29 protein-coding genes and 1 tRNA gene are annotated in these 23,184 nt (G+C 28.2%); 16 read left to right on the forward strand and 14 right to left on the reverse strand.

What is annotated here, in order from left to right; translation table 4 throughout:
* Positions 1–92: 92 nt before the first annotated feature.
* A complete protein-coding gene (gene plsY, locus ACXYRN_RS03585) occupies positions 93–836 on the reverse strand; it encodes a glycerol-3-phosphate 1-O-acyltransferase PlsY (RefSeq protein ID WP_458607692.1) in 744 nt (247 codons plus the stop codon).
* 62 nt (positions 837–898) lie between these two features.
* On the opposite strand from plsY, the gene def reads away from it, so the two are divergent.
* The 6 genes from def to ACXYRN_RS03615 are packed head-to-tail and all read left to right on the forward strand — an operon-like array spanning position 899 to position 4,902.
* Positions 899–1,462 (forward strand): peptide deformylase, encoded by a 564-nt coding sequence (gene def / locus ACXYRN_RS03590; RefSeq protein WP_458607693.1) that lies wholly within the window; start codon positions 899–901, stop codon positions 1,460–1,462.
* Positions 1,463–1,470: 8 nt separating this feature from the next.
* Positions 1,471–1,905 (forward strand): hypothetical protein, encoded by a 435-nt coding sequence (locus tag ACXYRN_RS03595; protein WP_458607694.1) that lies wholly within the window; start codon positions 1,471–1,473, stop codon positions 1,903–1,905.
* 29 nt (positions 1,906–1,934) lie between these two features.
* Entirely contained in the window at positions 1,935–2,669 is a 735-nt protein-coding gene (locus tag ACXYRN_RS03600) for a hypothetical protein (RefSeq protein ID WP_458607695.1), read from the forward strand.
* A 2-nt stretch (positions 2,670–2,671) separates the two neighbouring features.
* A complete protein-coding gene (locus tag ACXYRN_RS03605; protein ID WP_458607696.1) occupies positions 2,672–3,583 on the forward strand; it encodes an MSC_0882 family membrane protein in 912 nt (303 codons plus the stop codon).
* Entirely contained in the window at positions 3,583–4,170 is a 588-nt protein-coding gene (locus ACXYRN_RS03610; protein ID WP_458607697.1) for a DJ-1/PfpI family protein, read from the forward strand. The genes ACXYRN_RS03605 and ACXYRN_RS03610 overlap by 1 nt, the downstream gene beginning before the upstream one ends.
* A 24-nt stretch (positions 4,171–4,194) precedes the next feature.
* Positions 4,195–4,902 (forward strand): PQ-loop domain-containing transporter, encoded by a 708-nt coding sequence (locus ACXYRN_RS03615; protein ID WP_458607698.1) that lies wholly within the window; start codon positions 4,195–4,197, stop codon positions 4,900–4,902.
* A 21-nt stretch (positions 4,903–4,923) separates the two neighbouring features.
* Here ACXYRN_RS03615 and ACXYRN_RS03620 read toward each other — a convergent pair whose 3' ends face one another.
* Together ACXYRN_RS03620 and serS are read right to left on the reverse strand one after the other, a co-directional pair.
* Entirely contained in the window at positions 4,924–5,772 is an 849-nt protein-coding gene (locus ACXYRN_RS03620) for an HAD-IIB family hydrolase (RefSeq protein WP_458607699.1), read from the reverse strand.
* The gene (gene serS, locus ACXYRN_RS03625; RefSeq protein WP_458607700.1) at positions 5,756–7,033 is read right to left on the reverse strand and encodes a serine--tRNA ligase; all 1,278 of its coding nucleotides are present in this window, start codon (positions 7,031–7,033) and stop codon (positions 5,756–5,758) included. Before serS ends, ACXYRN_RS03620 begins: the two co-directional genes overlap by 17 nt.
* A gap of 174 nt (positions 7,034–7,207) precedes the next feature.
* Here serS and rpmH point away from each other — a divergent pair, with 174 nt between their 5' ends.
* From rpmH to yidC, 3 genes are read left to right on the forward strand one after another with little or no spacing between them, the layout of a single operon-like run.
* The gene (gene rpmH, locus ACXYRN_RS03630; protein WP_004794083.1) at positions 7,208–7,354 is read left to right on the forward strand and encodes a 50S ribosomal protein L34; all 147 of its coding nucleotides are present in this window, start codon (positions 7,208–7,210) and stop codon (positions 7,352–7,354) included.
* 8 nt (positions 7,355–7,362) lie between these two features.
* Complete coding sequence (gene rnpA / locus ACXYRN_RS03635) at positions 7,363–7,704, forward strand: ribonuclease P protein component (RefSeq protein ID WP_458607701.1); 342 nt, start codon at positions 7,363–7,365, stop codon at positions 7,702–7,704.
* Positions 7,682–9,859, forward strand: a complete 2,178-nt coding sequence (gene yidC / locus ACXYRN_RS03640; protein ID WP_458607702.1) for a membrane protein insertase YidC — start codon at positions 7,682–7,684, stop codon at positions 9,857–9,859. Before rnpA ends, yidC begins: the two co-directional genes overlap by 23 nt.
* 27 nt (positions 9,860–9,886) lie before the next feature.
* Here the strand turns inward: yidC and ACXYRN_RS03645 are convergent, their stop codons facing one another.
* Both ACXYRN_RS03645 and ACXYRN_RS03650 read right to left on the reverse strand, forming a co-directional pair.
* Entirely contained in the window at positions 9,887–10,882 is a 996-nt protein-coding gene (locus ACXYRN_RS03645) for an NAD(P)H-dependent glycerol-3-phosphate dehydrogenase (RefSeq protein WP_458597896.1), read from the reverse strand.
* Positions 10,883–10,927: 45 nt separating this feature from the next.
* A tRNA-Trp gene (locus tag ACXYRN_RS03650) sits at positions 10,928–11,002 on the reverse strand.
* Between the two features lie 126 nt (positions 11,003–11,128).
* Here ACXYRN_RS03650 and ACXYRN_RS03655 point away from each other — a divergent pair.
* Positions 11,129–11,380 (forward strand): hypothetical protein, encoded by a 252-nt coding sequence (locus tag ACXYRN_RS03655; protein ID WP_458607703.1) that lies wholly within the window; start codon positions 11,129–11,131, stop codon positions 11,378–11,380.
* Between the two features lie 66 nt (positions 11,381–11,446).
* Entirely contained in the window at positions 11,447–12,325 is an 879-nt protein-coding gene (locus ACXYRN_RS03660; RefSeq protein WP_458607704.1) for an MspI family type II restriction endonuclease, read from the forward strand.
* Position 12,326: 1 nt separating this feature from the next.
* Here the strand turns inward: ACXYRN_RS03660 and dcm are convergent, their stop codons facing one another.
* From dcm to gmk, 9 genes are all read right to left on the reverse strand, one after another.
* Positions 12,327–13,256, reverse strand: coding sequence for a DNA (cytosine-5-)-methyltransferase (gene dcm / locus ACXYRN_RS03665; RefSeq protein WP_435129222.1), 930 nt, complete (start codon positions 13,254–13,256; stop codon positions 12,327–12,329).
* 85 nt (positions 13,257–13,341) lie between these two features.
* Complete coding sequence (locus tag ACXYRN_RS03670; protein WP_458607705.1) at positions 13,342–15,411, reverse strand: heavy metal translocating P-type ATPase; 2,070 nt, start codon at positions 15,409–15,411, stop codon at positions 13,342–13,344.
* On the reverse strand, positions 15,395–15,598 hold the full coding sequence (locus ACXYRN_RS03675) for a cation transporter (RefSeq protein WP_435129234.1): 204 nt from the start codon (positions 15,596–15,598) through the stop codon (positions 15,395–15,397). Before ACXYRN_RS03675 ends, ACXYRN_RS03670 begins: the two co-directional genes overlap by 17 nt.
* A 210-nt stretch (positions 15,599–15,808) precedes the next feature.
* Positions 15,809–16,039, reverse strand: a complete 231-nt coding sequence (locus ACXYRN_RS03680; protein WP_458597890.1) for a phosphopantetheine-binding protein — start codon at positions 16,037–16,039, stop codon at positions 15,809–15,811.
* A 17-nt stretch (positions 16,040–16,056) separates the two neighbouring features.
* Positions 16,057–16,713 carry a ribulose-phosphate 3-epimerase gene (locus ACXYRN_RS03685; RefSeq protein ID WP_458607706.1) on the reverse strand — a complete coding sequence of 219 codons (657 nt, stop codon included), beginning with the start codon at positions 16,711–16,713 and terminating at the stop codon, positions 16,057–16,059.
* A complete protein-coding gene (rsgA, locus tag ACXYRN_RS03690) occupies positions 16,713–17,561 on the reverse strand; it encodes a ribosome small subunit-dependent GTPase A (RefSeq protein ID WP_458607707.1) in 849 nt (282 codons plus the stop codon). The genes ACXYRN_RS03685 and rsgA overlap by 1 nt, the downstream gene beginning before the upstream one ends.
* Positions 17,562–17,563: 2 nt before the next feature.
* Positions 17,564–18,565 (reverse strand): serine/threonine protein kinase, encoded by a 1,002-nt coding sequence (locus ACXYRN_RS03695; RefSeq protein ID WP_458597884.1) that lies wholly within the window; start codon positions 18,563–18,565, stop codon positions 17,564–17,566.
* Positions 18,555–19,310: a PP2C family protein-serine/threonine phosphatase gene (locus tag ACXYRN_RS03700; protein ID WP_458607708.1), complete on the reverse strand. Its 756-nt coding sequence runs from the start codon at positions 19,308–19,310 to the stop codon at positions 18,555–18,557. The genes ACXYRN_RS03695 and ACXYRN_RS03700 overlap by 11 nt, the downstream gene beginning before the upstream one ends.
* Positions 19,303–19,905: a guanylate kinase gene (gene gmk / locus ACXYRN_RS03705; RefSeq protein WP_458607709.1), complete on the reverse strand. Its 603-nt coding sequence runs from the start codon at positions 19,903–19,905 to the stop codon at positions 19,303–19,305. The genes ACXYRN_RS03700 and gmk overlap by 8 nt, the downstream gene beginning before the upstream one ends.
* A 138-nt stretch (positions 19,906–20,043) precedes the next feature.
* Here gmk and truB point away from each other — a divergent pair, with 138 nt between their 5' ends.
* The 5 genes from truB (at position 20,044) to rpmB (ending at position 23,110) form a co-directional block, all read left to right on the forward strand.
* Positions 20,044–20,889, forward strand: coding sequence for a tRNA pseudouridine(55) synthase TruB (gene truB / locus ACXYRN_RS03710; RefSeq protein WP_458607710.1), 846 nt, complete (start codon positions 20,044–20,046; stop codon positions 20,887–20,889).
* Positions 20,877–21,692 carry a YcsE-related riboflavin metabolism phosphatase gene (locus tag ACXYRN_RS03715; RefSeq protein ID WP_458607711.1) on the forward strand — a complete coding sequence of 272 codons (816 nt, stop codon included), beginning with the start codon at positions 20,877–20,879 and terminating at the stop codon, positions 21,690–21,692. Before truB ends, ACXYRN_RS03715 begins: the two co-directional genes overlap by 13 nt.
* Complete coding sequence (locus ACXYRN_RS03720) at positions 21,692–22,531, forward strand: FAD synthase (protein ID WP_458607712.1); 840 nt, start codon at positions 21,692–21,694, stop codon at positions 22,529–22,531. Before ACXYRN_RS03715 ends, ACXYRN_RS03720 begins: the two co-directional genes overlap by 1 nt.
* 102 nt (positions 22,532–22,633) lie before the next feature.
* Positions 22,634–22,900, forward strand: coding sequence for a 30S ribosomal protein S15 (gene rpsO / locus ACXYRN_RS03725; RefSeq protein ID WP_435129263.1), 267 nt, complete (start codon positions 22,634–22,636; stop codon positions 22,898–22,900).
* 18 nt (positions 22,901–22,918) lie between these two features.
* Positions 22,919–23,110 (forward strand): 50S ribosomal protein L28, encoded by a 192-nt coding sequence (gene rpmB / locus ACXYRN_RS03730; RefSeq protein ID WP_458597873.1) that lies wholly within the window; start codon positions 22,919–22,921, stop codon positions 23,108–23,110.
* Positions 23,111–23,184 lie beyond the last annotated feature (74 nt).

The following is a 23,184-nucleotide window of genomic DNA, read 5'->3' on the forward strand; positions in this document are numbered from 1 at the left end:
AAAGCTACACAATAGTCTAATTTTTATAGTGTAGCTTTTTAGATTGCATTTTGGGAACTTTCTTCTCTATCATATAGATTAAGAAAGTTTTTTTACTTACTGTTATGTTTCTTAAAAGAAACTTTGCGCTCAGTTTTATTATGAATTCTTAAAAAGTTATCATAATGAGCATATATAACAAATAATAATGCAACAAAATAAATAATATAAACTATAAAGAATAAAGAATCACTAGTAGCATTTAAGGTTCCTAAAATACCAGTTGAAATCCAAGGAATTAGTGCAAAAAAACCTGTGATGCTTGCTGATAATACACTACCTAATGAAACATATTTTCATATATAAATTACTAAAAAATATAATATTACAAATATAGGAAGTAAAATAATATTTATTGATGTTGCTAATCCTAAAATAGTAGCAACCCCTTTTCCACCACGAAAACCAAAGAAAATAGGTCAAATATGCCCGATTACTGTTCCTAAACCAGCAAACGAAGGAAAGATGTATAAAGTTTCTTTTATATAACTTACATCTGCAAAATTACTTTGATGACCTAATCTAAAAGTAATATCATGATTTATAGCATAGGTTATCCCATATGCAATTGCAACAATTGCTAAGGTTTTTAATCCATCGATTCATAAAATAATTTGAGCTGCTTTTTTACCCAAAACCCTTTTTGCATTTGTTGAACCTGCATTACCCGAGTGATAATCGCGAACATCGACTTTATAGAATTTTTTACCGATAATAATTGTTGTATTTAATGAACCAACTAGATAACCTAAAATAAAAAAGACTATATTTGTTAAGATACTTAAAAATGCTACCATTATTCCCTTTCATAGCAATATAAATATTTTCAAATAATTATAAATAATTATATAATATAAAAATGAAAGAAAAAAAACAATTTGAGATAAATATAGTGCAACTTCCAGATCCTATTTTGCGTAAAAAATCACATAATGTTCCGATCCCATTAACAGATGAGGATATTAAACTTGCCGAATCAATGATTTATCATATTGATGATAGCCAAAGTCCGGATACTAAATTCCGTCCTGGAGTAGGTGTAGCAGCAGTACAATATGGGATATTAAAAAATGTTTTTTATGTACATGTAAAAGATGGTGAAGAAAAAACAATATTTAAGGATGTGTTGTTTAATCCTAAGGTACTGGTAAAAAGTGATAAAAAAATTGCTATAGAATCAGGTGAAGGTTGCTTAAGTGTTGATGAAAGTATTCCAAATCAAGATGGATTAGTACATCGGAGCAACAAAGTTGTTGTAGAAGCATATAGTTATTTTGAGCGAAAGCAATTAAGATATGAAGTATCAGGTTATTTAGCAATTGTTTTTCAACACGAACTAGATCATCTTAATGGAATGCTATTTATTGATCGAATTGATAAGAAACAACCACACAAAAAGAAGAATAAAGCAATATATATTTAAAGGATAAGATGCTGCAAACAAATTTAATTTTACATTTTCAAGAACAAAATAATGCAAAAGAACAAATCCCTGATTTTTTAAGAAAAATATCAGATGCATTAAAATCAGTCGATGGTAGTGTATGAATCCCAGTTATGGTTGCTGCTCTAATTATTATTTCATTTGGTTTTGGTTTTTTATATAACTGAAAATATATTCCTGTTAAAATAACTGCGATTATTTTATCGATAATTGCTTCTATAGTTAGTGTAACGGTTGCTACAAAAAAAATAGATGATTCAGATATTCGCAGATTTATTCCACTGCTTGCTACTCTTGTTGCATTGATATCATATTGAGTTGTAAGGTTCTTAGGAGTTGTTATTATCTTCTTTATTCATATTTTTTATTCGCGTAAAAAATACAAAAAAATTAAACAAGAAAGACCAAAAAACATTTTTTAATTCGTTTTTTAGCAGGTGGATTAGGAAATATGATAGTCGGGATACCAGGAACCTTATTATTTGCTAATGTACTTTCTTCATCTACTCCTGAAAATTCATCAGTATCTAAAGCATCCAAGTTTTCAGTTTATTTGATGACCGGTGGAAAAGGTGAAAGTTACGGTGGCTTAGTTCCAAAAATTATTAATATCTTAGACCTTGCATCAGAATTTAGCAGCCAAGGAGATATTCAAAAAATCTTAGAAAAAGCACCTGATCAAATTACATCAAAAGATCAAGAGAAAATTAAAGAAGTTGCAAATAAATTAGTTCCAATTATAAATGATGAAAGACTTAGAAAAACATTTTTGAATAAGGTTAGAGAAAATAATTCACTTGATTTTCTAACCAAAAATTTTGATAAAAAGTTAACTGATGATATCATAAAAGCAGTTAAGACTAAACAGGTTGAATATAATATAGCAAATGATCAAAAGAAAAAAGAAATTGCTACAAACTATATAACAAACGAAGAGAATTTAAAAAATATTTATGAACAATATGTTTCACCTAATTTAGATAAAGCAGCCCAGACACAACTAGCATTTGCTCAAAAGATAATTGATAAAATAAATTCGGATGCCAAAAAAGATTTAAATGCATTTATATCAAGTGCATATGAAAAAGTTGATCCAAATAGTAGCAATAAATTTGATGTTAGAAAAACAGTAGATGCACTAACTAACTTTATCGCAACATATGATTTTTCTAAAAATAAAGGTTAATTATGTTTAAACCTAAAAATAATTCCGATGAATTAGTTGCTAAAACTGTACAACTTCAAATGGATTCGAAAAGTGAAATTAAAGAAGAAGTTAAATATCGTGATCCAAAAGGTTTGCTAAATCCAGCAACTCAGAAAATCATAAAAAAAGAAATTTTTATTCGTAGAATTAGTGCAATTTTTTGAGGTGTTATTTGGGGTTTATCTGTCTTGGCAATTATTTTGGTTGTTGTTTTGAAATCTTTAGATGATCCTTATTCCGGGATTGCTTTATATGTAGTATTTTCATTTTTATTTTTATTATCAGCTTTTTTAACTATAAAAGGATTGATAAGGATTTCAGGTTGAAAAAAGACTGAAAATAGTTTTCGACAATCATATGCAAATGGTGATGCAGCTTCAAGCAGCATGTTTGTTGAAACATTTAAAAATTTATCCTTAAAAGCCTTACGCATAAAGTGAATTTATTTCTTTTTTACAACTTATTTTGTCTTATTTAATTTAATTGTTTTTGGTTTATGGTCAGCAAAAACATTAGAAATAGGCACACCACCTTCACAAGCATCAGGAGTTCATACTAATTTTTATCTTGCTATAAACTTCCAAGAAGCTTTGGATAAAGCTTTTGGAAGTGTAAAAACTATGTTAATTATTGACTTGGTTGTGCAACTAGGATTAACAGGTTTATTAATAGCAGTACTTTTATATGATAAAAAACGCATTCAAGATATTGATTTGCAACTTGGAAGCGATGATGCAACAGCGAAATTAAAAGAATTAATTCAAAATCGCAAGAAATCTGAAAATAAAGCATGATTAATTTTGTATATTATCATTTTTATCTTAGTTGTTTTAATTCCGCTTGCTTGAATGTTATACTTAGTATATCGCAAGATGATTAGGAGAAAAAAATAATGAATTTATTAGTTTTTATTGAAGATAATTTTAATGATATTGAACTTGTGACTCCGTTATCAATTTGAAAAAAGTCCAATATGTTTGATAAAATAACTTTTTATCACAAGTTTTTAACTCAGGCAAGCGGACAATTTGGTTTTACTAAAATTGAAAATATAGACAAAACCATAGATTTAGATGAATATGATTTTGTTTTCATTCCAGGTGGACGTGGAGCACAAGCTCTTAGAGAAAACAAGGATGCATTAGATAAAATACAAGAATGAATTAATAAAGATAAAAATATGGCGGCTATTTGTGATGCACCTAATGTTTTAGCAGAACATCAAATAATTAAAAAGAAAGATTTCACTGGATACCCATCGCAATGAAGTCGGGAATTTCGAAAAGGTATTAATTATCATGATGAAAGTATCGTAATTGATAAGAATATTATTTCAGGTAAATCTGCATTTGCTGCTGAAAAACTTGCATATAAAGTGTTGCAGGTGCTGTTTGGAGACGATGTAGCAATTAATACATACCAACAAATTTCAGGTAACAGTGATACAGAAAAAATATTAGAAATTTTAAACACACATTAGTGTGTTTTATTATATAATAGCACTATGAATCCATTAGAAATATCAATTCATACATTTAGTTGAATTGCAGCCATAGTGGTTGCATCGCTAGGTGTCCCGCAACTAATTAACCAAATCAAAACCCGTAAAACCGGAAATGTAAACTTCTTTTCATTTTGAGTCTTTCAGATTGGAATTTTACTTTGATTGATATGATCATCGCTTGGAAATGAAAAATTATTAAGCACTTTTGTAGCCAATACAGTCGGGGTATTTTTATACGGAACTATGATTATCTTACTTTATAAATATAAAGATGAGTTTGATAGTCGTATAAAATATTTTGGAATGGGTGCAATAGTAATTACTTGAATTATTGCTCTTATCTTTATTGCCCTAAAAATAACAAATTCATTTAAAACTCCTGTTTATTTATGAGATCCAAAAACCGAATCAGTTATGGGATTTATTTTCCCTGCTTTTACAACCTTAGCATTTATCCCACAGATGATTTTCTCAATTAAAACAAATTCATGAGAAGGAGTTTCACCGTATATGTTTTTAGTTTATGAATTAAATAATACTGTATGAATTATTTTCTGAGCTTTAAACATCTCTAATCCAGCAACAGCTATGCATAAATATGCATTTGTTGGGGGTATTGTGTGACAAATTATTTCATTTATTTTATTTGGTATTCAATTTATCTTTAGTTTTATGGATTATCAAAGAAGAAAAAAGTTAGCAGAATAAAAACAAGGAAGTACCTTGTTTTTATTCTGCTAAAAATGAAGTAATAAATTCACCAATTGTTGCACTGTTATGGTCATTAATGATGTGTGCTGCAACATCTTTCAAATCTGCTGTAGCATTACCCATAGCTATTCCTAAAGAAGCATGTTTCGTCATATCAATATCATTTCCACTATCACCAAAGGTGACAAGGTTTTTAGTTGTAAGATTTAGTAAATTAAGCAAATATTCTAATCCGATTAACTTGGAGGTGTTAATCGGATTTACATCTGTATATATTGAGTTGGTAAGATATATATTGCATTCAAAATCTTTAAGCAATTTCTTAGTCAAATCCGTAATTTCCTTAGCGCTTTTAAGTGGATTACGCAGTGCTATTTGTACAATTTGGACATCTTTATTTTCAATAACTTCTTGCATTTTTTCGATGCTGATTTGATTTAAGATGTTCATATCCATTATATTTGCATCTGTAATTCAGTGAGGTTTTTGATTATTAGGTAATGCGGTAGCATTGTAATTATGTGTATCAACAGTTATGATAAGTTGATGCTTGCTAGCAATATCTCTCATTATATAAAAGATATCTTTATCTAAACTATTTAAAATATAGGCTTTTTGATTTTTTATATCATATAGAGCAGTTCCGTTAGAACAAACTAAATAATCAATATGATCAACTGCTTTTGAATCTAAAAGAGGTAATGTCTTAGTGATTCCGCGCCCTGTAGCAATTACATTTATGTGACCGTGTTCTTTTGATTTTTTAAGTGCCTTGATTGTATCAATGTGTGCTTTATTATTGCTTTGTAGTAAGGTTCCATCTAAATCAAAAGCAAATACATAAGGTTTTTTAACTCTGTTTTTCAATCTTTTCTACTCCACTCATATAAGGGATTAAAACTTTTGGAACCGAAACACTCCCATCAGGATTTTGGTATTGTTCTAAAATAGCAGCAATAAGACGGTCTACAGCGACACCAGAACCATTGATTGTATGAGCATAATTTGTTTTACCATTATTATCTTTATAACGAATCATCGCACGTCGAGCTTGAAAATCACCAAAATAACTTATGCTAGATACTTCTCTAAATCTTTGTTCTGATGGCAGTCAAAGTTCTAAATCAATTGTGGTTTTTGCTGAAAAACCTAAATCACCAGTGCATAAGCGAACTTTTTGATAAGGAATTTCGAGTTTTTCTAGTACATCTGCTGCATCTAAAACGGTTTGATTATATTCATTTCAAGCAGATTCAGCATTAACAACTTTAACTAATTCAATTTTCTTAAATTGATGTTGTCTCAAGATTCCTTTGGTGTCCTTTCCAGAACTGCCTGCTTCAGAACGAAAACATTCAGTATATGCTGTCGCCTTAAAAGGTTTGTCAAGATTAATTATTTCATTATTATAAATATTAGTTAATGTAACTTCAGCAGTAGGGATTAGATATTCGTTAACACCCTCAATTTTGTATAAATCTTCTTGGAATTTTGGTAACTGTCCTGTTCCATATAACGCAGTTTCTTTAACAATCACTGGTGTGTTAAACTCTGTATATCCTTTGGATAAATGTAAATCAAGCATAAAATTAATTAATGCACGAACTAACTTTGCTCCTTGATTTTTATAAATAACATATCTTGAACCAGATAACTTAACTGCTCTTTCAATATCGATGATATCTAAATTTTTCGCAATTTCATAGTGTGGCAACACATCTGAAACAAGTCCTCTACCAAGGTTTTCAAATTTCTCAATAACTACATTATCATTTTCATCTCTACCTACAGGGACATCATTCGTAGGTAAATTAGGGATTTGTAGCAGCATATTTGTAATTTTTGCGATAAGTTCATTACTTTGTTCGTCTAATAAACTTTGGTGTTGTTTAATTTTTTGAATCTCTTTTTTAATTTGAGCAAGTTTCTCGGGGTTGTTTTTATATAAACCAAATTCCTTAGAAATTGCTGCTAATTTACTTTTAGCACTTTGTGCTTCATACATAATATGCCCGCGTTTTTTTGCTAAAGTTAAAAAAGCATCTAAAAAATGCATATCAAATCTACGATTTTTTAGGTGTTTTTTAACTTCATTTTCATTACTAATTATATATTTTATATCTAACATAAAACCTCATACATTCATGTAAATTATACACTGTTAATTGATTTTAATAATATGATAAATACCATTTTTACTGCTATATTATAGTTGTTTTTGTTATTTAATAAGCTACTTTGATAAAAAAAAATTTGTTATATAATTTATTCACGCTTATTATATATTTATAAAGGAGGACGAATGAGCAAACGTACATATCAACCAAATAAACGTAAACATGCCAAAGTTCATGGTTTTAGAGCTAGAATGAAAACAGCAAATGGAAGAAAAGTTTTAGCAGCAAGAAGAGCTAAAGGTAGAAAAAGATTAACAGTTTCAGATAAATAATAATTTGTATGAAAAAACAATATCGACTAAGAAAAAACTGAGATTTTCAAAGAATAATTAACAATAATAAATATGTCTCTAATAAATATTTAGTTATCTATTATGCAGAAAGTTCTTCATTTCATGCAGGTATTACAGTACCAAAGAAATTTGAAAATGCAGTCGGTCGTAATTATAATAAAAGACAACTTAAAGCAATTATTCATGAAATTAAGATTTATGATTTAAATTATGATTTTGTGTTAATTGTTCGCAAAGATTTTATTGCAAATGATTATGCAACTAAAAAGCAGTCAATTGCTAAACTCTTTGAGAAATTTAGGAAAAATGAAAAAAATAAATCATTTTAATTATTTCAACCAAGAAGGTAAGGAACAACAAAAAAAACAAGATACACTAAAGAAAGTTTGAAAATGAATTAAGATTGTTTTATATACTTTGTTATTTGGTTTAACAGTAACAGGTTGCGTGCAATCATTCGTTCTTAAAAATTCATCGAGTGTAGGAAATAGTATTGAATTTTACTCAAGCAAGGATGAAGTTTCCCCACGTGTAAATACTTTTGTTGTAAAAGACACAAAAGAACAAAAGATAAACATCAAAGATAATGACAACAAAGATGTTACAAAAGATGGAAAAATACAAACCGTTCCTTATGAACTTGCAACTCTTTCTATAAATCCTGATATAAACACTCTAGTAAACAATCCAGATATTCTTGAAAAACTAAAAAAACAAACATCTGATTCTTGATCAAAAGATGATACATACACTGTTAAAGAACCGCAAAAGGATGGAAGTATTAAAGAAGCACATAAAGAATATCCTAAACCTGAATATGGAGAAATAAAAAAATATTATACAACTTTTGCTATCGATGATCCGAAAGTGATAAAAAACTTAGGATATGATTATGATGATAAAAATAAAAACGTTGTTGCAAATCCTGATAAAAATAATATTAGTTTAATAGCAAAAAACGGAAGATTCTTATTTCAAGCAAGTAACTCAACTAGATACAAATATACTAATGATATTACTAATATATACCTATTGACTTTTGCATCAAAAAAAGATGAGCAACTTGTTCAGGTAATTACACATCCAGAAACAAAGGATTCTAAAAAACAAATACCTACTGTTGAAAATGGAAATTATATTTTAGTAGGGTTATCAGGTTTACAATCCGTTCCAAAATATACAGGTTTACTAACAGAAAATACTATTAATTTAGCATTTGCTCGTGATGTTCTCCAAACCTTATACAATTTTTCATTTGGTCCAAACAGTACATTTATCGCAAATTTTAATAAATATGCTGTTTTACCAGAAAACAAACAAAAAGACAAGGATGTTTTGAAAGATTACCAGTCATTTAGTGATTATTTAGAATTCTTAGCAAAAAAATTACAAGGACAAAGTAATCCAAGAATACCAATTTCACAAGCAGAAAAATTCTATATTGATGTTTATCAAGCAACAATGACTCAATATCTTACACAATTAGGTTTTTTACATGCTGATGATTTTAAAAGTTTTAATAAAGATACAGGGAAAAGTACTGTTTTTACAGAACCTACTGCATCTACTAAGTATAACCCTGAGCAAAATATTTTATATGATTTAGGACAACGTCAGAATAAAGATAATAAATCAGAAAAAAGAAGAGATATTGATATACCTTTTAAAGGTGATTATCCAAGTCAAGCAATAACTAATTGAGGTGAAGCTTGAGCATATGGTCCATTTTACGGATTTATAGTATATCCACTTTCTGCAATTACACAAGGAATAAGCAAAGGTATTCCTGATTTAAAAGGTTGAGGATCTATCATTGTTATCATTTTAGCTTTAATTATTACTCGTTTAACTATGTTTGGTATCACCTTTAGATCTAAAATGATGCAAAGTGTTCAAGATAGTCTTCGTCCTAAAAAAGCAGCAATTGAAGCAAAATATGTTGGTTTTGAAAAAAACAAAGCAATGAAAATGAAGAAAAACCAAGAAATTCAAGCATTATATTCTAAATATAATATAAGTCCACTGGACCAATTTGGTAGCATCTTATTAACTATACCGGTTTTCCTTGCGATGTGGCGTGTAATTCAAGCAATTCCACAAATAAAACAAACTACTTGATTAGGATTAAATTTTGCTTCTGTTTCATGAACTAAGATTTTAAGTGGAGAATTCATATATTCTTGAATTCTGATTCTAACAATTGCTATTCAAGTGTTATCACAGTTGCTTCCAAAACTATTGAATCGCAAGGGTGTTAAGCAAAGAAATACCATAGCAGAAGCACAAGCATTAAAGAAATCAGAACGTACCCAAAAGATTATGGTGATTGTATTTGCTGTAATTACAGTCCTATTTTCGGTAGGCGTGCAAGTCTACTGATTATTTGGTGGATTATGACAAATTGGAGAAGTTCTTCTTCTCCATCGTTTAAAAAAGACAACTTGATATAAACAAAAATATGAAAGTCGTCTTAAAAAAGCATAAATTAAACACCAGAAATATCTGGTGTTTTTAATTAACAAGAAAATCAGTTAATAATATAGGTTCTTTTTTGTTAAAGAGAATATCAATAATACTTTGAAATAATTTGGTTTCAATTTGCTTTTCTTTAAGCATCTTAGCAAGTATTTTAGCAGTTTGATATCCTTCGATGGTTTTTGAATTATTTTCAAGTGCTTTGCTGATACCAAATTCGGAAATTTGATTACCGAACATATAATTACGGCTCTTAGAAGAATTACAGGTTAAGAAAACATCACCAATACCAGCAAAATCAAATCCCATTTTAACATCATCATTTCCTGAGATAACCTTATATATATCTAATATTTCATTCACCCCGATTGTTATAATCGCAGCAACAGTATTGTTGCTATTAGTGTGGTTTGATAAAATTCCCAAACCGATAGCTAAAACATTTTTCAAAGCACTGAATAACTCGCTTCCAAGGACGTTTTTTTGATGACGAAGTTGAAAATACCGATTATTAAAATAACTCATAATTTCTTGACAATAATCACTGTTAGTTCCTAAGATGTTAATAATAGTTACTTCCTTTTGAAATACTTCAATAGCAAACGAAGGTCCTACTAAAGAAACTAAGTTCTTAAGATTTCTCTTAAAACGATGTTGGATAAAGTCACTAAAAAACATTTCTGAAACACTTTCAATTCCTTTTGACAGATTAATGATATTTACTTTACGGTTTTTTAAACTATGATGCATTTGTTTTAAAATCCCTTTTAAAGTGTTAGCCGGAACTGCTAAAACAATATTTTCACTATTTAATACTACTTCATCAAAATCAAGTGTCGCCCTTACCTTATCTGGTGCATAAAAAGGTAAAGATCAAAAATATTTTTGATTATACCCGTTATTAATATCATCCACTTCGACTTTATCAATACCATACATAATAACATTATGTCCATTTTCTGAAAGCACATTTGCTAAAGCACTACCCCAAGCACCAGTCCCGATAAAACCAAATTTGTATAATTTCTTCATATGCTTATTATACAAGTTTTGCAATAATTTCAAGATATAAAAAAATGGCAGGAGTAGCAGGATTCGAACCCACAACACACGGGGTTGAAGCCCGTTGTTCTACCGTTGAACTATACTCCTAATATTTTTTATTATACCATAAATAAGCAAAATATAAATTAGTTATTTTAGATTTTTCTATCTATATTTATTCAAATTGATATAATAAAACAAAGAAATTTGAATCTTTATAAAAGAGGTTGTTATATGTCGTTTTCAAATAAAGATAAGAGTAAACATGGTCATAATGCTCAGAAGAGCATAATTGATTTGTTAAATTTTTGTAAAAATAATAATTATATAAAGAGTTTTCGTGTAAATTATAGAATCGGTAAAGAAGGCTATATTAATAACGAACAGTTTTATGAACCGTTTATTATAAAATTTCTTGATGACAAAGAATGGATAATATTTTCTACAACATCAATGAGAAGTGATAGAATAAAGGGTCAACAATAAGATGCATTTAATATAAAAGAAATAAATAAACAAGTTGAAAAAGCATTTTTAATATATTCAGACGATGTGGATGAGAAAGAAAGTTTTCTCTTTGCTCGACAAAACAACAAATATATTCTCAAAGAAGAAGTGACAGCTATTAACGAAATATTGAATCAAAGCAATCTTTATAAACAGATAGAACAAAAAGCATTATTTGATTATAATGATGGTTTTAAAAAGAATATGCAAGGATTAACATTTGAAAAAATTATTTCATTAATATTAAGTAATTCAGATAATTTAAAGAAATATAAAGAAAAAGATAAAACAATTACAGGACTAAATTATCCATATTTTTATAAGATTATTAGCAAGATAGATATCAAACCAGAAGAAATCAAATTTATAGATGCAACATCTAACGAATCTGAAATAGGTAAATTACCATCTGGTGGAAAACCTAAAACTGACATTATTCTGAAGATAAACAAATTAAATAATGAGTCTATAATTTTAACTATAAACTGCAAAAGAACTAGTGCAAAAAATGTTACTGTACATGAATATAAAGCAGAATCGTTCGTGAGTGTGCTAAGTCCACAAAATAAAGAGTTAAAGAATCTATTACAGATATTTCAAGAAAATCCAACATTGTCTAGCTTTGGCGAAGATAATAAAAGAAGATTAACATCAATATTAAAACCATTGAAAGAAAAATTAGCAAAATGAGTAATAGGTGGGGTTTGTGGTAATGCGTTTCTAAATAAACAATGATCAAGTCATATTTTAACTTTTGATAATAATACATCTATGATTTATTTTTATACAATCGATGAATATATAGATTTACTAGATAAACACAATATTTGTGGACATTTTGGCACACATTTTTTATGAACATATCCATCTAAGAAGAAAGGTAAAGCAATACAATTAAAATGTAAAATTATTTCAGAAATATAAATTACCTTTTTATAACTTTCTTCATTGCATCAGCAACTGCTTTAATCATTGGAATTGCTACAGAATTACCAAATTGTCTATACATTTGTGTCCTTGATACAGGGACAATAAAATTATCAGGAAACCCCATTAATCTCTTTAATTCTAATTCGCTATACATTCTAAGACCAGTTTTTCCATCTTTTATAAATGTATTTGTAAGCCTTTGGATTTTATGATAACTTGCACATAATGTATTAACTTGGATATTGCTATCAAAGTCTACTATCTGCGGTTTTCCATCATCTACTTTAAATAAATAATTTTTCTGTAAGTGTTCTGTGACTGAATAACCATTCGGGCTTCTCTCAAGAATATCACTAATCGGTATTCTAACTTCTTTGTCTCCTTCTGGAATCTCAAAATTATTAACATTTAAATCTTTTCTAAAACCTACAATAATTATTCTCTCACGTCTTTGTGGTAAACCAAAATTTTGTGCATCAAGTATCTTATAAAAAGTCTTGTATTCAAGATCGTTTAAACTTTGCAAAATTATCTTAAAGGTTCTACCTTTATCATTTGTTAATAATCCTTTGACATTTTCAAGTAAAAACATCTTAGGTTTTGAGTGTTTTAAAATTCTAAGAATATCAAAAAATAATGTTCCTTGACTTTGATGTGTAAAACCTTGTCTTTTTCCGATGTGACTAAAAGGTTGACAAGGAAAACCTGCTAAAAGAATATCGTGATTTGGAATATTTTTTTCGTTTATTTTTCTAATATCACCAAATGGAATTTCATTATAGTTAGCAAAATATGTCTTAGCAGCAAATTTATCTCACTCGCAACTAAATACGCATTTGGTATCATCATCTTCAAATGCTTTTCTGATGCCACCTATTCCAGCAAACAAATCGATAAATGTAAGTGTTTTATCTATAGATTTCATATCTTCCTTTGATATTTGGAATATTATTATAACTTAATTTTTAAACAAACTAATGAAATGAATCGAATCAAAAAACTAACAAATGTTAGTCTTTTGATTCGATAGATAAATTATTAGCAGACATTTCTTTTAATTTCTTTGCAGTTCTATTTTTAAAATACAAGGTATTTGAAAGCAATAAAATGTTTGATATAATCATAATTATAGCAGCTAATCAAGGGAATAAAATTCCACTAATAGCAACTGGTATAGCCAATAAATTAAAGAAGAAAGCTCATAAGAAGTTAAATTTAATAACTTTTAAAGTTTTCTTCGCTAAATAGATTGCTTGATAAACAGCTTGCAGTTCATTAGTCATTAAAGATATATCAGCAGCAGAGTTCACTAGATCAGAACCAGATGCAAAAGCAATTCCTAATGACGCTGTTTTTATCGCAAGAATATCATTTAAACCATCACCTACAAAGATTGTTTCACCTTTTTTCTTAAATTCTTCAATTAATTCTAATTTTTGTTCTGGTTCTAATTGTCCATAAAAAGTATGAATTCCTAAATCAGATGCAAATTTTTTAACAACTTCTTGGTTATCACCAGAAGCTATAACAACATGTAAACCTAATTCGTGGAATTTAGCAATCATATCTTTTGCATCAGCTTTTAAAGTATCACCAAGAGCAAAAATCATAACAATTTTAGAATCTTCTGCTAATGCAACATATGAAAAAGGTTCAAAATTTTCGATGTTTACTAAATCGTTAAAGTTCTTTTCTAACATCTTTTTGTATGAACCAAGTTCATATTGTTTTCCATTGCTATTTGCTACGATACCATAACCTGGAATTTCTTGTTCATTGGTTATTTCAATTGCATTAAAACTTTGATAGTTAGCAATAACTTGCGAAAGTGGGTGATGTGATTTAGAAGCTAATGATTGAGCAATGTTTTGATAACTTTGATCACCTAAAATTTTTTGGATAGTTGGTTTTCCTTGTGTCAAGGTTCCAGTTTTATCAAAAATAATATATTTTGCATTCTTGAGTTTTTCATAAACATCTGCCGAAGCAAAAAGGATTTTATTCTTGCTTGCCAAACCACTTGCTGCATAGATAGCTGCTGGAGCGGCAATCCCAAATGCACACGGACAAGCAATAACTACAACTGTAACACCAATTTTGATTCCGTAATATATACCCGAATTATTTGCTCCATCAACTTTTGCTAAATAACTAGGGAAATTATTAATAGAGTAAAGTGTTGCTGTTCAAATGATAAAACTAATTAGTGCAATTGATAAAATAGCAGGGATGAAATATCTAACAATCCGGTCCGCAAGACGCTGAATCTTTGAAGATGAATCTACAATGTTTTCAAGTTTATCAATAATCTTTGTTAAGGTTGATTCACCCATAGTTTTTTGAACTTGTAATTTTAATGATGTAGTAATATTATTAGCACCTGAAATAACATAATCACCAGGTTCAACTGTTTTCGGAAGTGGTTCTCCGTTGATAAACGCCATATCTAATTCAGATGTATTTTCTAAAACAACTGCATCAACTGGAATATTTTGTCCTTTAGGAACAATAATTTGATCACCAATTTTTAAAGAACGAGTGCTTACTTTTTTAGTGCTTCCATCGGGTTGTACAAGTAAAGCAAAACGATTTTGTAGTTGTAATAATTCTTTAATCCCAATACTAGACTTGCGTTTTAATTTATCTTCTAAATAATGACCAATTCCTATAAAGGTCAATAATGCACTCGGTACATCTCAAAAGTACATTTCTAAGACATTATAACCTTTGGTTGGTGTAGCAAGTGTAATAATGGTTAAAATAAGTGAATAAAAGTATGATAAATGAACCCCGATGGCTATTAACAAGTCCATTCCAACATCACCTTTAAACAAACGGTAATAGTTTGTAAAATACTTTATAGATACTACAAAAACTAAAAATGTTGCTAAAATACCTAAAACTAAATAAACTCAGGTTTGTTTAGCCTGCACAATTAAATCATGTCCTACACCTTGGGAGATACCAATAATATGTAAAATAATTATTATTAAGAAAGGAATGAATATAACTGCTTGGACTCATAGATTTGTTTTAGGCAACCATAATCAATTTAAAAATTTTTTAATTTGGTTCAGCATCGTAGCCTGCTTGTTTTGCTAATTTAACAATTAACTCATCTGGATATTTTTCTTCATCAGCATCGATTTTAATCATTTTTTCCATAATATTAACAGAATATTTAATTTCTGGGTATTCTTTGAATACTTTATCAATATGTGACTTACATGACGCACATGAAACATTAATTGTAAAATAACGTGTCATAAAAACTCCTTAATATAATATTGAAGTAGTTAGATTTAATAACTAACTACGATAAGAATTATAATATTAAAAATAAGTTTTCAAGCAAAAAATTAAATTTTCGCGTTTTTTTAAGGAAATATATTCTTTTTGCTTTTTCAAAAGAGATAAAAATATTTTATATGTCTTAAAATCCTTATATAAAAATACAAAATAAGCAATTTTAAACCTTTACTTATTTTGTATTTTGGAAGTTATTAAATTTGTGATATCGCTAACAAATTTAATATTCAATATCTCCTCATCTGAAATAGAAATACCAAATTCATCTTCAGCATCAATGATAAGTTCGGCTAAATCTAACGAATCAATTTCTAATGATTTTACTTCATCGTTTTCATTAACTTTCTTTTTGGATAAACGTTTTAAATTTTCTAATATTTTTGTTTTGATTTCATTCATATTCATATTATATTACATTATCCTTTGATGATACTGTGTATTTTTTCTTTTGTAGGTTCATTTACTAAATATGTTCCGGCAACACAGGCATCTGCACCAGATTTAAATGATTTAGGTCCAGTTATGTTATTTATTCCGCCATCAACTTGGATAAGAAAATCTAAACAGTCTTTTTGACGATATAGTTTTAATTTTTTAATTTTATCCAAAGAAGTTTCAATAAACTTTTGTCCGCCTTTTCCTGGCTCAACTGACATAATTAAAACAAGTGCTAAACGATCTATATATGGAAGCAAAACATCCACAGGTGTGCTCGGTTTTATAGCCAAACCAATTTTTATTTCATGAAAATTTCTTTCTAAAAAATCATCAAATTTATCTAAATCATCTATTATACTTTCATAATGAAAAGTAATGATATCAACGAAGTTTTTTACTTTTTCAACATAATCATAGGGATTTTCAACCATTAAATGAACATCCTTAAGATGTTTTTTACCATTCTTAGCAATATTTTCAATTTCATCAATCTCTATAGCGGTATTTTCAACAAATTTTCCATCCATTACATCGTAATGGATTCATTTAATTCCTGCATCTACAAGTTTATTAGCTAATTCAAGTCTGTTTTTAGCATCAACATTTAATAAACTTGGTGTAACATATTTATTCATTATTTCCCCTCATTTAATTGTGATAACAATTTTATGTAATTTTCATATCTAAATTCTGGTAGTACCCCATCACGAAGTTTTTGTTTTATTGCACAATCATTTATTGCTTCATTTTGATGTAAACAACTGCGAAATTTACATAATTTCGATCAGTTATAAAAACATTTATAACTGTGAGCAAGTTGAATTGGTGTTAGATTTAAATCCAATGAAGAAAAACCTGGAGTATCAATCAATCAGCCTTTTTTTATCTTGATTATACTTACAGATCTAGTTGTGTGTTTGCCTCTACCTAATGCCTTAGAAATTTCCTGGGTTTGATAATTAAAATTTCCGATATTATTTAATGTAGTAGTTTTACCAACTCCACTTTGACCCATAAATAAATTATACTTATTTGCTGTAATTTCTTCGATTTTGTTTAAATAATTTGGACTATTGTTGTTTATTAAAATAACATGATAACCTAGGTTTTGATATTTATTTTCTCATTTTCTAGCATTTTCTTCATCTAAATCAATTTTACTAATACATAAAACTGGTTCAATTTGTTTTTCTTCAATAATCGCCATATATTTATCAACCAAAAAACTTGAAAATTTAGGTTGTTTTATCGACATAAAAATAAAAATTTGATCAACATTAGCAACCTTAGGACGAATAAAAAAGTTTTGACGGTCTAAAATTTCAACAATCTGATTATTTTCCATTATTACATTATCACCGACAACAGGAGTTTTTTGTAAAAACCGCAACTTACCTGCAGCAGGAACTTTTATAACTTGTTGCTTGTTTACAAGTTTATAAATACCTGAAACTGCTTCAAAAATTTTATAGATTTGTTTCATAATTAAATAAAGTTATTTACCTTAAAAACAACAGCAAAAATAACTATCACAACTATTAAAAATAATATACTAGTACCTAAAAAAAGCGGAGATCTAACAACTTCTGCAACTGTTTTTCTGGGTTTCATTGTTTTTGGTGAAATAAGTTGTTCGATTTTATTTTCATTCCTTGTAGACTTAATTATCGCCTTTTTAAACTCATTCATTGTCTTGTATCTACCTTTTGGATCTTTTGCTGTTGATTTAGTGATAATATTTACAATTGAATTTGGGACATCATGCTTAAAGCGACGTATATCAGGGAAAGCATCTTTTTGATGCATCATTATTGTATTTACAGCATTATCGCCACGAAATGGTAGTTGTCCAGTAAGCATTTGAAAGTATAAAACACCAAGAGCATATATGTCAACAGCAGGAGTAATGTTTTTACTACCATTTGATAACTCAGGTGCTGCATAATAAGGTGAACAAATTAACGAATGCGCTTTTGTCAAATTTTGTGTTTCGTTGGTAACTGATATACCAAAATCCAATATTTTTAGATGGTGTGAAGAAGAAATGATGATATTTTCTGGTTTGATATCGCGATGGATAATATTATGTGCATGTAATTCTTCAATTGTTTCAGCAAGTTGTTTCATATAATTATTAGCTCTCTTGATAACAAAAACATGTGAATCTTTAAGAAGTTTTGCTAATGTTTCACCTTCCATATATTCCATTACATAATATTGCTCGGTATCATTATATTCATAATCATAAATTTTTGGAATATTTTTATGCTTTATCTTTTGAAGTAAGTTAATTTCGTTTCAAAAGCGTTTTTTATTAGTATCATTATCGTCAACTTTACGGTATTTGAGTGCATATTTATTAATATCGGAAGTTTTTTTAGAATGAACTAAAAAAACCGTACCCATACCACCTTCACCGATAATTTTATCTATTATATAACTGCGATGTACTTTAGAATTTTGTGGAATTTCGAATTTATTTTTCATTATCTAACTCCAATAAAGCAATAGTCATATTATCATTTGATGAATTTAAAATTGCCTGATCTAATATAGCATTTGCTATATTCGATATACTATCATCCTTTGATAAACAAGCTTCCAAATCAATATGTTCAACAAACTCATGGACCCCATCAGATGTGAGCATTATTTTATTGATCAAATCATATTCATTATCTTTAATTTCTGTTATATCAATTGTAGTAGGAATATTAGGCCCTATTGCACTTGTTAAATAACGAGCATATTTCTCGTTCTTATTATTATGGTAGTCATATCCATTTTTTTTTCATTGTGATGCAAGGTTTTGATCTATTGTTACTTTTATAAGTTTTTTGGTATTCAAATAAAAATAGCATCGAGAATCACCTACATTAAAAATAAAAATTTTTCTATGTTCAGGAATTCCGATGCAGCCTACTAAAGTGGTACCCATATTTTCCATTTCTTTGTTTTTTGCAGCAATCTTTTTCATTTCTTTTTTAGCAGTTGCAATAGAATCTTCAATAAATTTTTTAGTTTGAATCGATGATGTATAAACAAAGTTTCTACCAAAATTAGAACTTAAATAGTTAATAACTATATTAGATGCTACATCACCATACTTATGACCACCCATACCATCAGAAAGTAATGCGAAAAAATAGTTATCTTTTGCAAATATTTTTGCACAATCTTCATTATTTTCTCTAACCGTACCCTTATCACTTATATATATAAATTTAATCAAGCATAAGCTCCCTATGTAAAATTGATCGAATTTCTTCTGCTGCCCTTTCAGGAATGTCGTTTATTACTTTGTATCTAAAGATGTGTGATTCTGCAAGTTCGAGTTCTGATTTTGCAAGGCGTTCCTTTAAAGTCTGTGAATTTTCAGTTCCACGACCTAAAATTCTTTTTCTTAAATCACTAATAGATGGTGGGGATACAAAGATGGTAATTAAGTTATATTTTTTTGCTAATTCACCTGAAGAAAATTTAGATATTATTTGCTTTGCACCCGTAGTTTCTATCTCTAGGAAAGGAACTTTATTTTTTTTGTGTATTTTATCAAGTTCAGAATATAAAGTTCCATAATAGTTGTTTAAATGATATGAAAATTCAACAAATTTACGACTTCGTATGTGATTGCGAAATGTTTCAACATCCAAAAAATAATAGTGTATTCCATTTAGTTCACCATTACGTGGCATCCGCGTAGTAGCCGAACAGGAAAGTGAAAGATTAAGTTCGTCAAAATCAAATAACAATCGCTCAATTGTTCCTTTTCCTACTCCGCTTGGCCCTGAAAAAATAATAATTGGTTGTTTTTGTTGCTGCTTCATATCCATATTGTGTTATATTATAGCACTTTTGAGCAATTTTTGCTGTAAATAAGATTATAAAGACCAAATTTTAAAAAAATCGAAAATGTAAATATATGAGTTTAAATATAGTAAAATATCCAAATATAAAAGGGGAAAATGTTTTATAAATTTTTTAAAGAATCAGGTGTTTATTCAAATCGTGAAATTAGAGCTTTAGGGAAGAAATTAGGTGTCAAGAAAATAGGACATAGTGGAATTTTAGATCAATTAGCAAGTGGCTTAATGATTGTTGCTACTGATTCAGATACTAAACTTTTAGATTATATTTCTAACAAAAATAAAGCATATATTGCTAAAGCAAAATTTGGTTATAGTTCTGATACATTAGATTCAAATGGTGATATCCAAAAAGAGAATGTAAAACAAGTTAATTTAGATAACTTACAGCAAGCAGTTTATATAATATGTACACAAGAATTTCAAATTCCACCTAAATATAGTGCAAAAAGAATCAAAGGACGCAGAGCATACGACTTAGCAAGACAAGGTATAGATATTGAATTGAAATCTCATAAAATTAAAGTAATTGATTATAAAATACTTGACTTTGATTATGAAAATCAAGAATACACAATTTATTTTTTGGTTTCAAATGGTACATATATTCGGGTTTTATTAGAAGATATAGCAAAACAACTTAATAATAGCAGCATAATGACAGAGTTAAAACGAATTAAAGTAGGTAATATAGATATTAATGATTTGAAGCCGACAGAGCATCAGAAAATATCCATATTTAATTTATTTGATTATAATATACTTAAATATACAGAAAATGAGTATAAATATTTAATTAATGGTAGAGAGTTTGAATGTGATTATGATGATGGGATTTTAATGTGATCTGATGCACAAAACCAAATTGTATCAGTAGGACTAGTAAGAAATAAAATATTTTTTCCTAAAAAAGTATTTTTAGAAAGGATGAAATGAAAAATTTAAAGGATATAATAAAAATAGCAGTTTTCGATGTAGATGGAACAATTTTACCTAATGGAAATACAAAATTTTCAAAAAACATCAAAACAATGTTTAAAAAACTTAAAGAAAATAATATTATAAGTGTTTTAGCAACTGCTCGTGAGTTTGCTACAATTGGAGATTTTTTTGAACAACTAAAATATGTTGATTATTTTATTGGTGCAAATGGTGCATTTATTTGAGATGTAAAAAAACAAGAATTTTTATACAAAAGTACCCTTAAAAAAGTAGATGTAGTTAAGTTATACGATGCATTCGGAACACAAATAAAAGGATTTTTAATTACTGATTTTGATAAAGTTTATAAGTCTCCACAAACTCCAATTGATTCATGATTTATTCGTCCTTTTCAAGAAAATTATTTAAACTATGAAGAAGCTTTATTAAGTAATAGTGATTTATATGTTATAACTATCAACACAGATAAACCATATGAATTATCGCAGAAAATGGAACAATTTATTAAAGATGCAAAAATGGAAGTTGAAATTTCATCAAGGTGATCAAGAGGTTTTTTTATCAATCCAATTGATATAACCAAAAGCACAACATTAAAAAAATTAACTAAGCATTTAGGTTATTCAATGGATAATGTTATTGCTTTTGGTGATAGTGCAAATGATTTTGAGATGCTTCGGGATGTGTATTATGGTGTAGCAATGGAACGAGCAAGTGATAAAATTAAAACTGTAGCTTCAGATATAGCAGCAGACTGTGAATTTGATGGGGCTTATTTAAAACTTAAAGAATTACATTTAATCTAATGGACAAACTTATTATTTATACACTAGATGATTTTAAAGCTGAAGATGGTGATAGTTTTATTATTGGTTCCTTTCAAAGTTTTCACCTAGGACACTATCAGTTATATAAGCAAATAGCAAATAATCCAGGTAGAAAAATTATTGTGACTTTTAGTTGTAACGATATTTATAAATATCGCAACGAAAAACTTTATCAAAATGATAACGATCGATATTTAATGATGTCAAAAATGAATGTTGATGCGATTATTGAGCTTCATTTTAATGATGTAAGACACTTAAGTGGACCAGAATTCCTACATAAATTAGCATCTGATAAAAAAGTTAATATTGCAGTTGGTCAAGACTTTAAATTTGGTTATCAAGCACAGTGAAAAGCAGATGATATAGCAAATATTTTACCTAATGCAAATGTTTGTGTTGTTGAAATATATAAAATTAAAAATGTAAAAATAAGCACAAAACTTTTAAGAGAAGGTTTAGCATACGGTAAGCTTCGTTTTCTTAATATGGTTTCTCCGTTTGGTTATCTTGTTTCAGGTGAATTAAATAACAAAGGTTTTCATTATCCGGAAAATGTTATTGTGATTCCAGCAGGTTTGTATATTGCGATTTTATATGCAAATGGTTTTGGTTTTCATATTATTATGCACAAAACAAAAGATAATTGAATATTTTTAAAATTAGTTGAAAAACAAAGTATGTATTCAATTGAAAGAATAGTTGGTAATGTTGTCCTAGAAATAATTTCAGAACTAAGATTTATAGTTTCAAACGATGAAGACCAGATTACCGAAGAAGACTATGTTAATGCGAAAAACATTTTTTTAAAATCATAGGATATGTTATAATAAACAAGCAATTTTATTGCGAACATAAATTTTACTCTGGGTTATAAAGAAGTTTTAGCTCGGATAAAACATAATATAAAGGAGTTTATTATGGTTTCTAAAGCAAGAAAAGCTGAATTAATCAAAAAATTTGGTAAGAATGCTAAAGACACAGGAAATGCATCTGTGCAAATAGCAATTTTAACCGAGGATATTGAATCACTTAAACCACACTTTTTAAAAAACCCTAAAGACAACCATTCAAGAAGAGGATTCTTAGCAAAAATTTCACAACGTAAAGTATTATTAAAACACCTAAAAGAAAATGATTTTAATGAATACAAAAAAATAACTGAAGCATTAAAAATACGTAAATAATTTGATTGAAAGGTTATTATGTCAAGAAGATGTCAAATTTCTGGTGTAGGTCCAATGGTAGGAAATACACGTTCACATGCTATGAATGCTTCAAAAAGAAAATTCAATGTTAACTTACAAAAAGTAAGAGTAACAATTGGTGGTCAAAAAATGCAACTACGGGTAAGTGCAAAAACCTTAAAAACCTTGAAGAACAAAGGTTTAGTATAACAAAAATCATTTAAGTCTGTTTTACCTGCATTTCCCACTTAAGTGGGATTTTTTATTTGATTATTTAACTCTCT

The sequence above is a fragment of the Mycoplasma sp. 4423 genome (assembly GCF_054353855.1).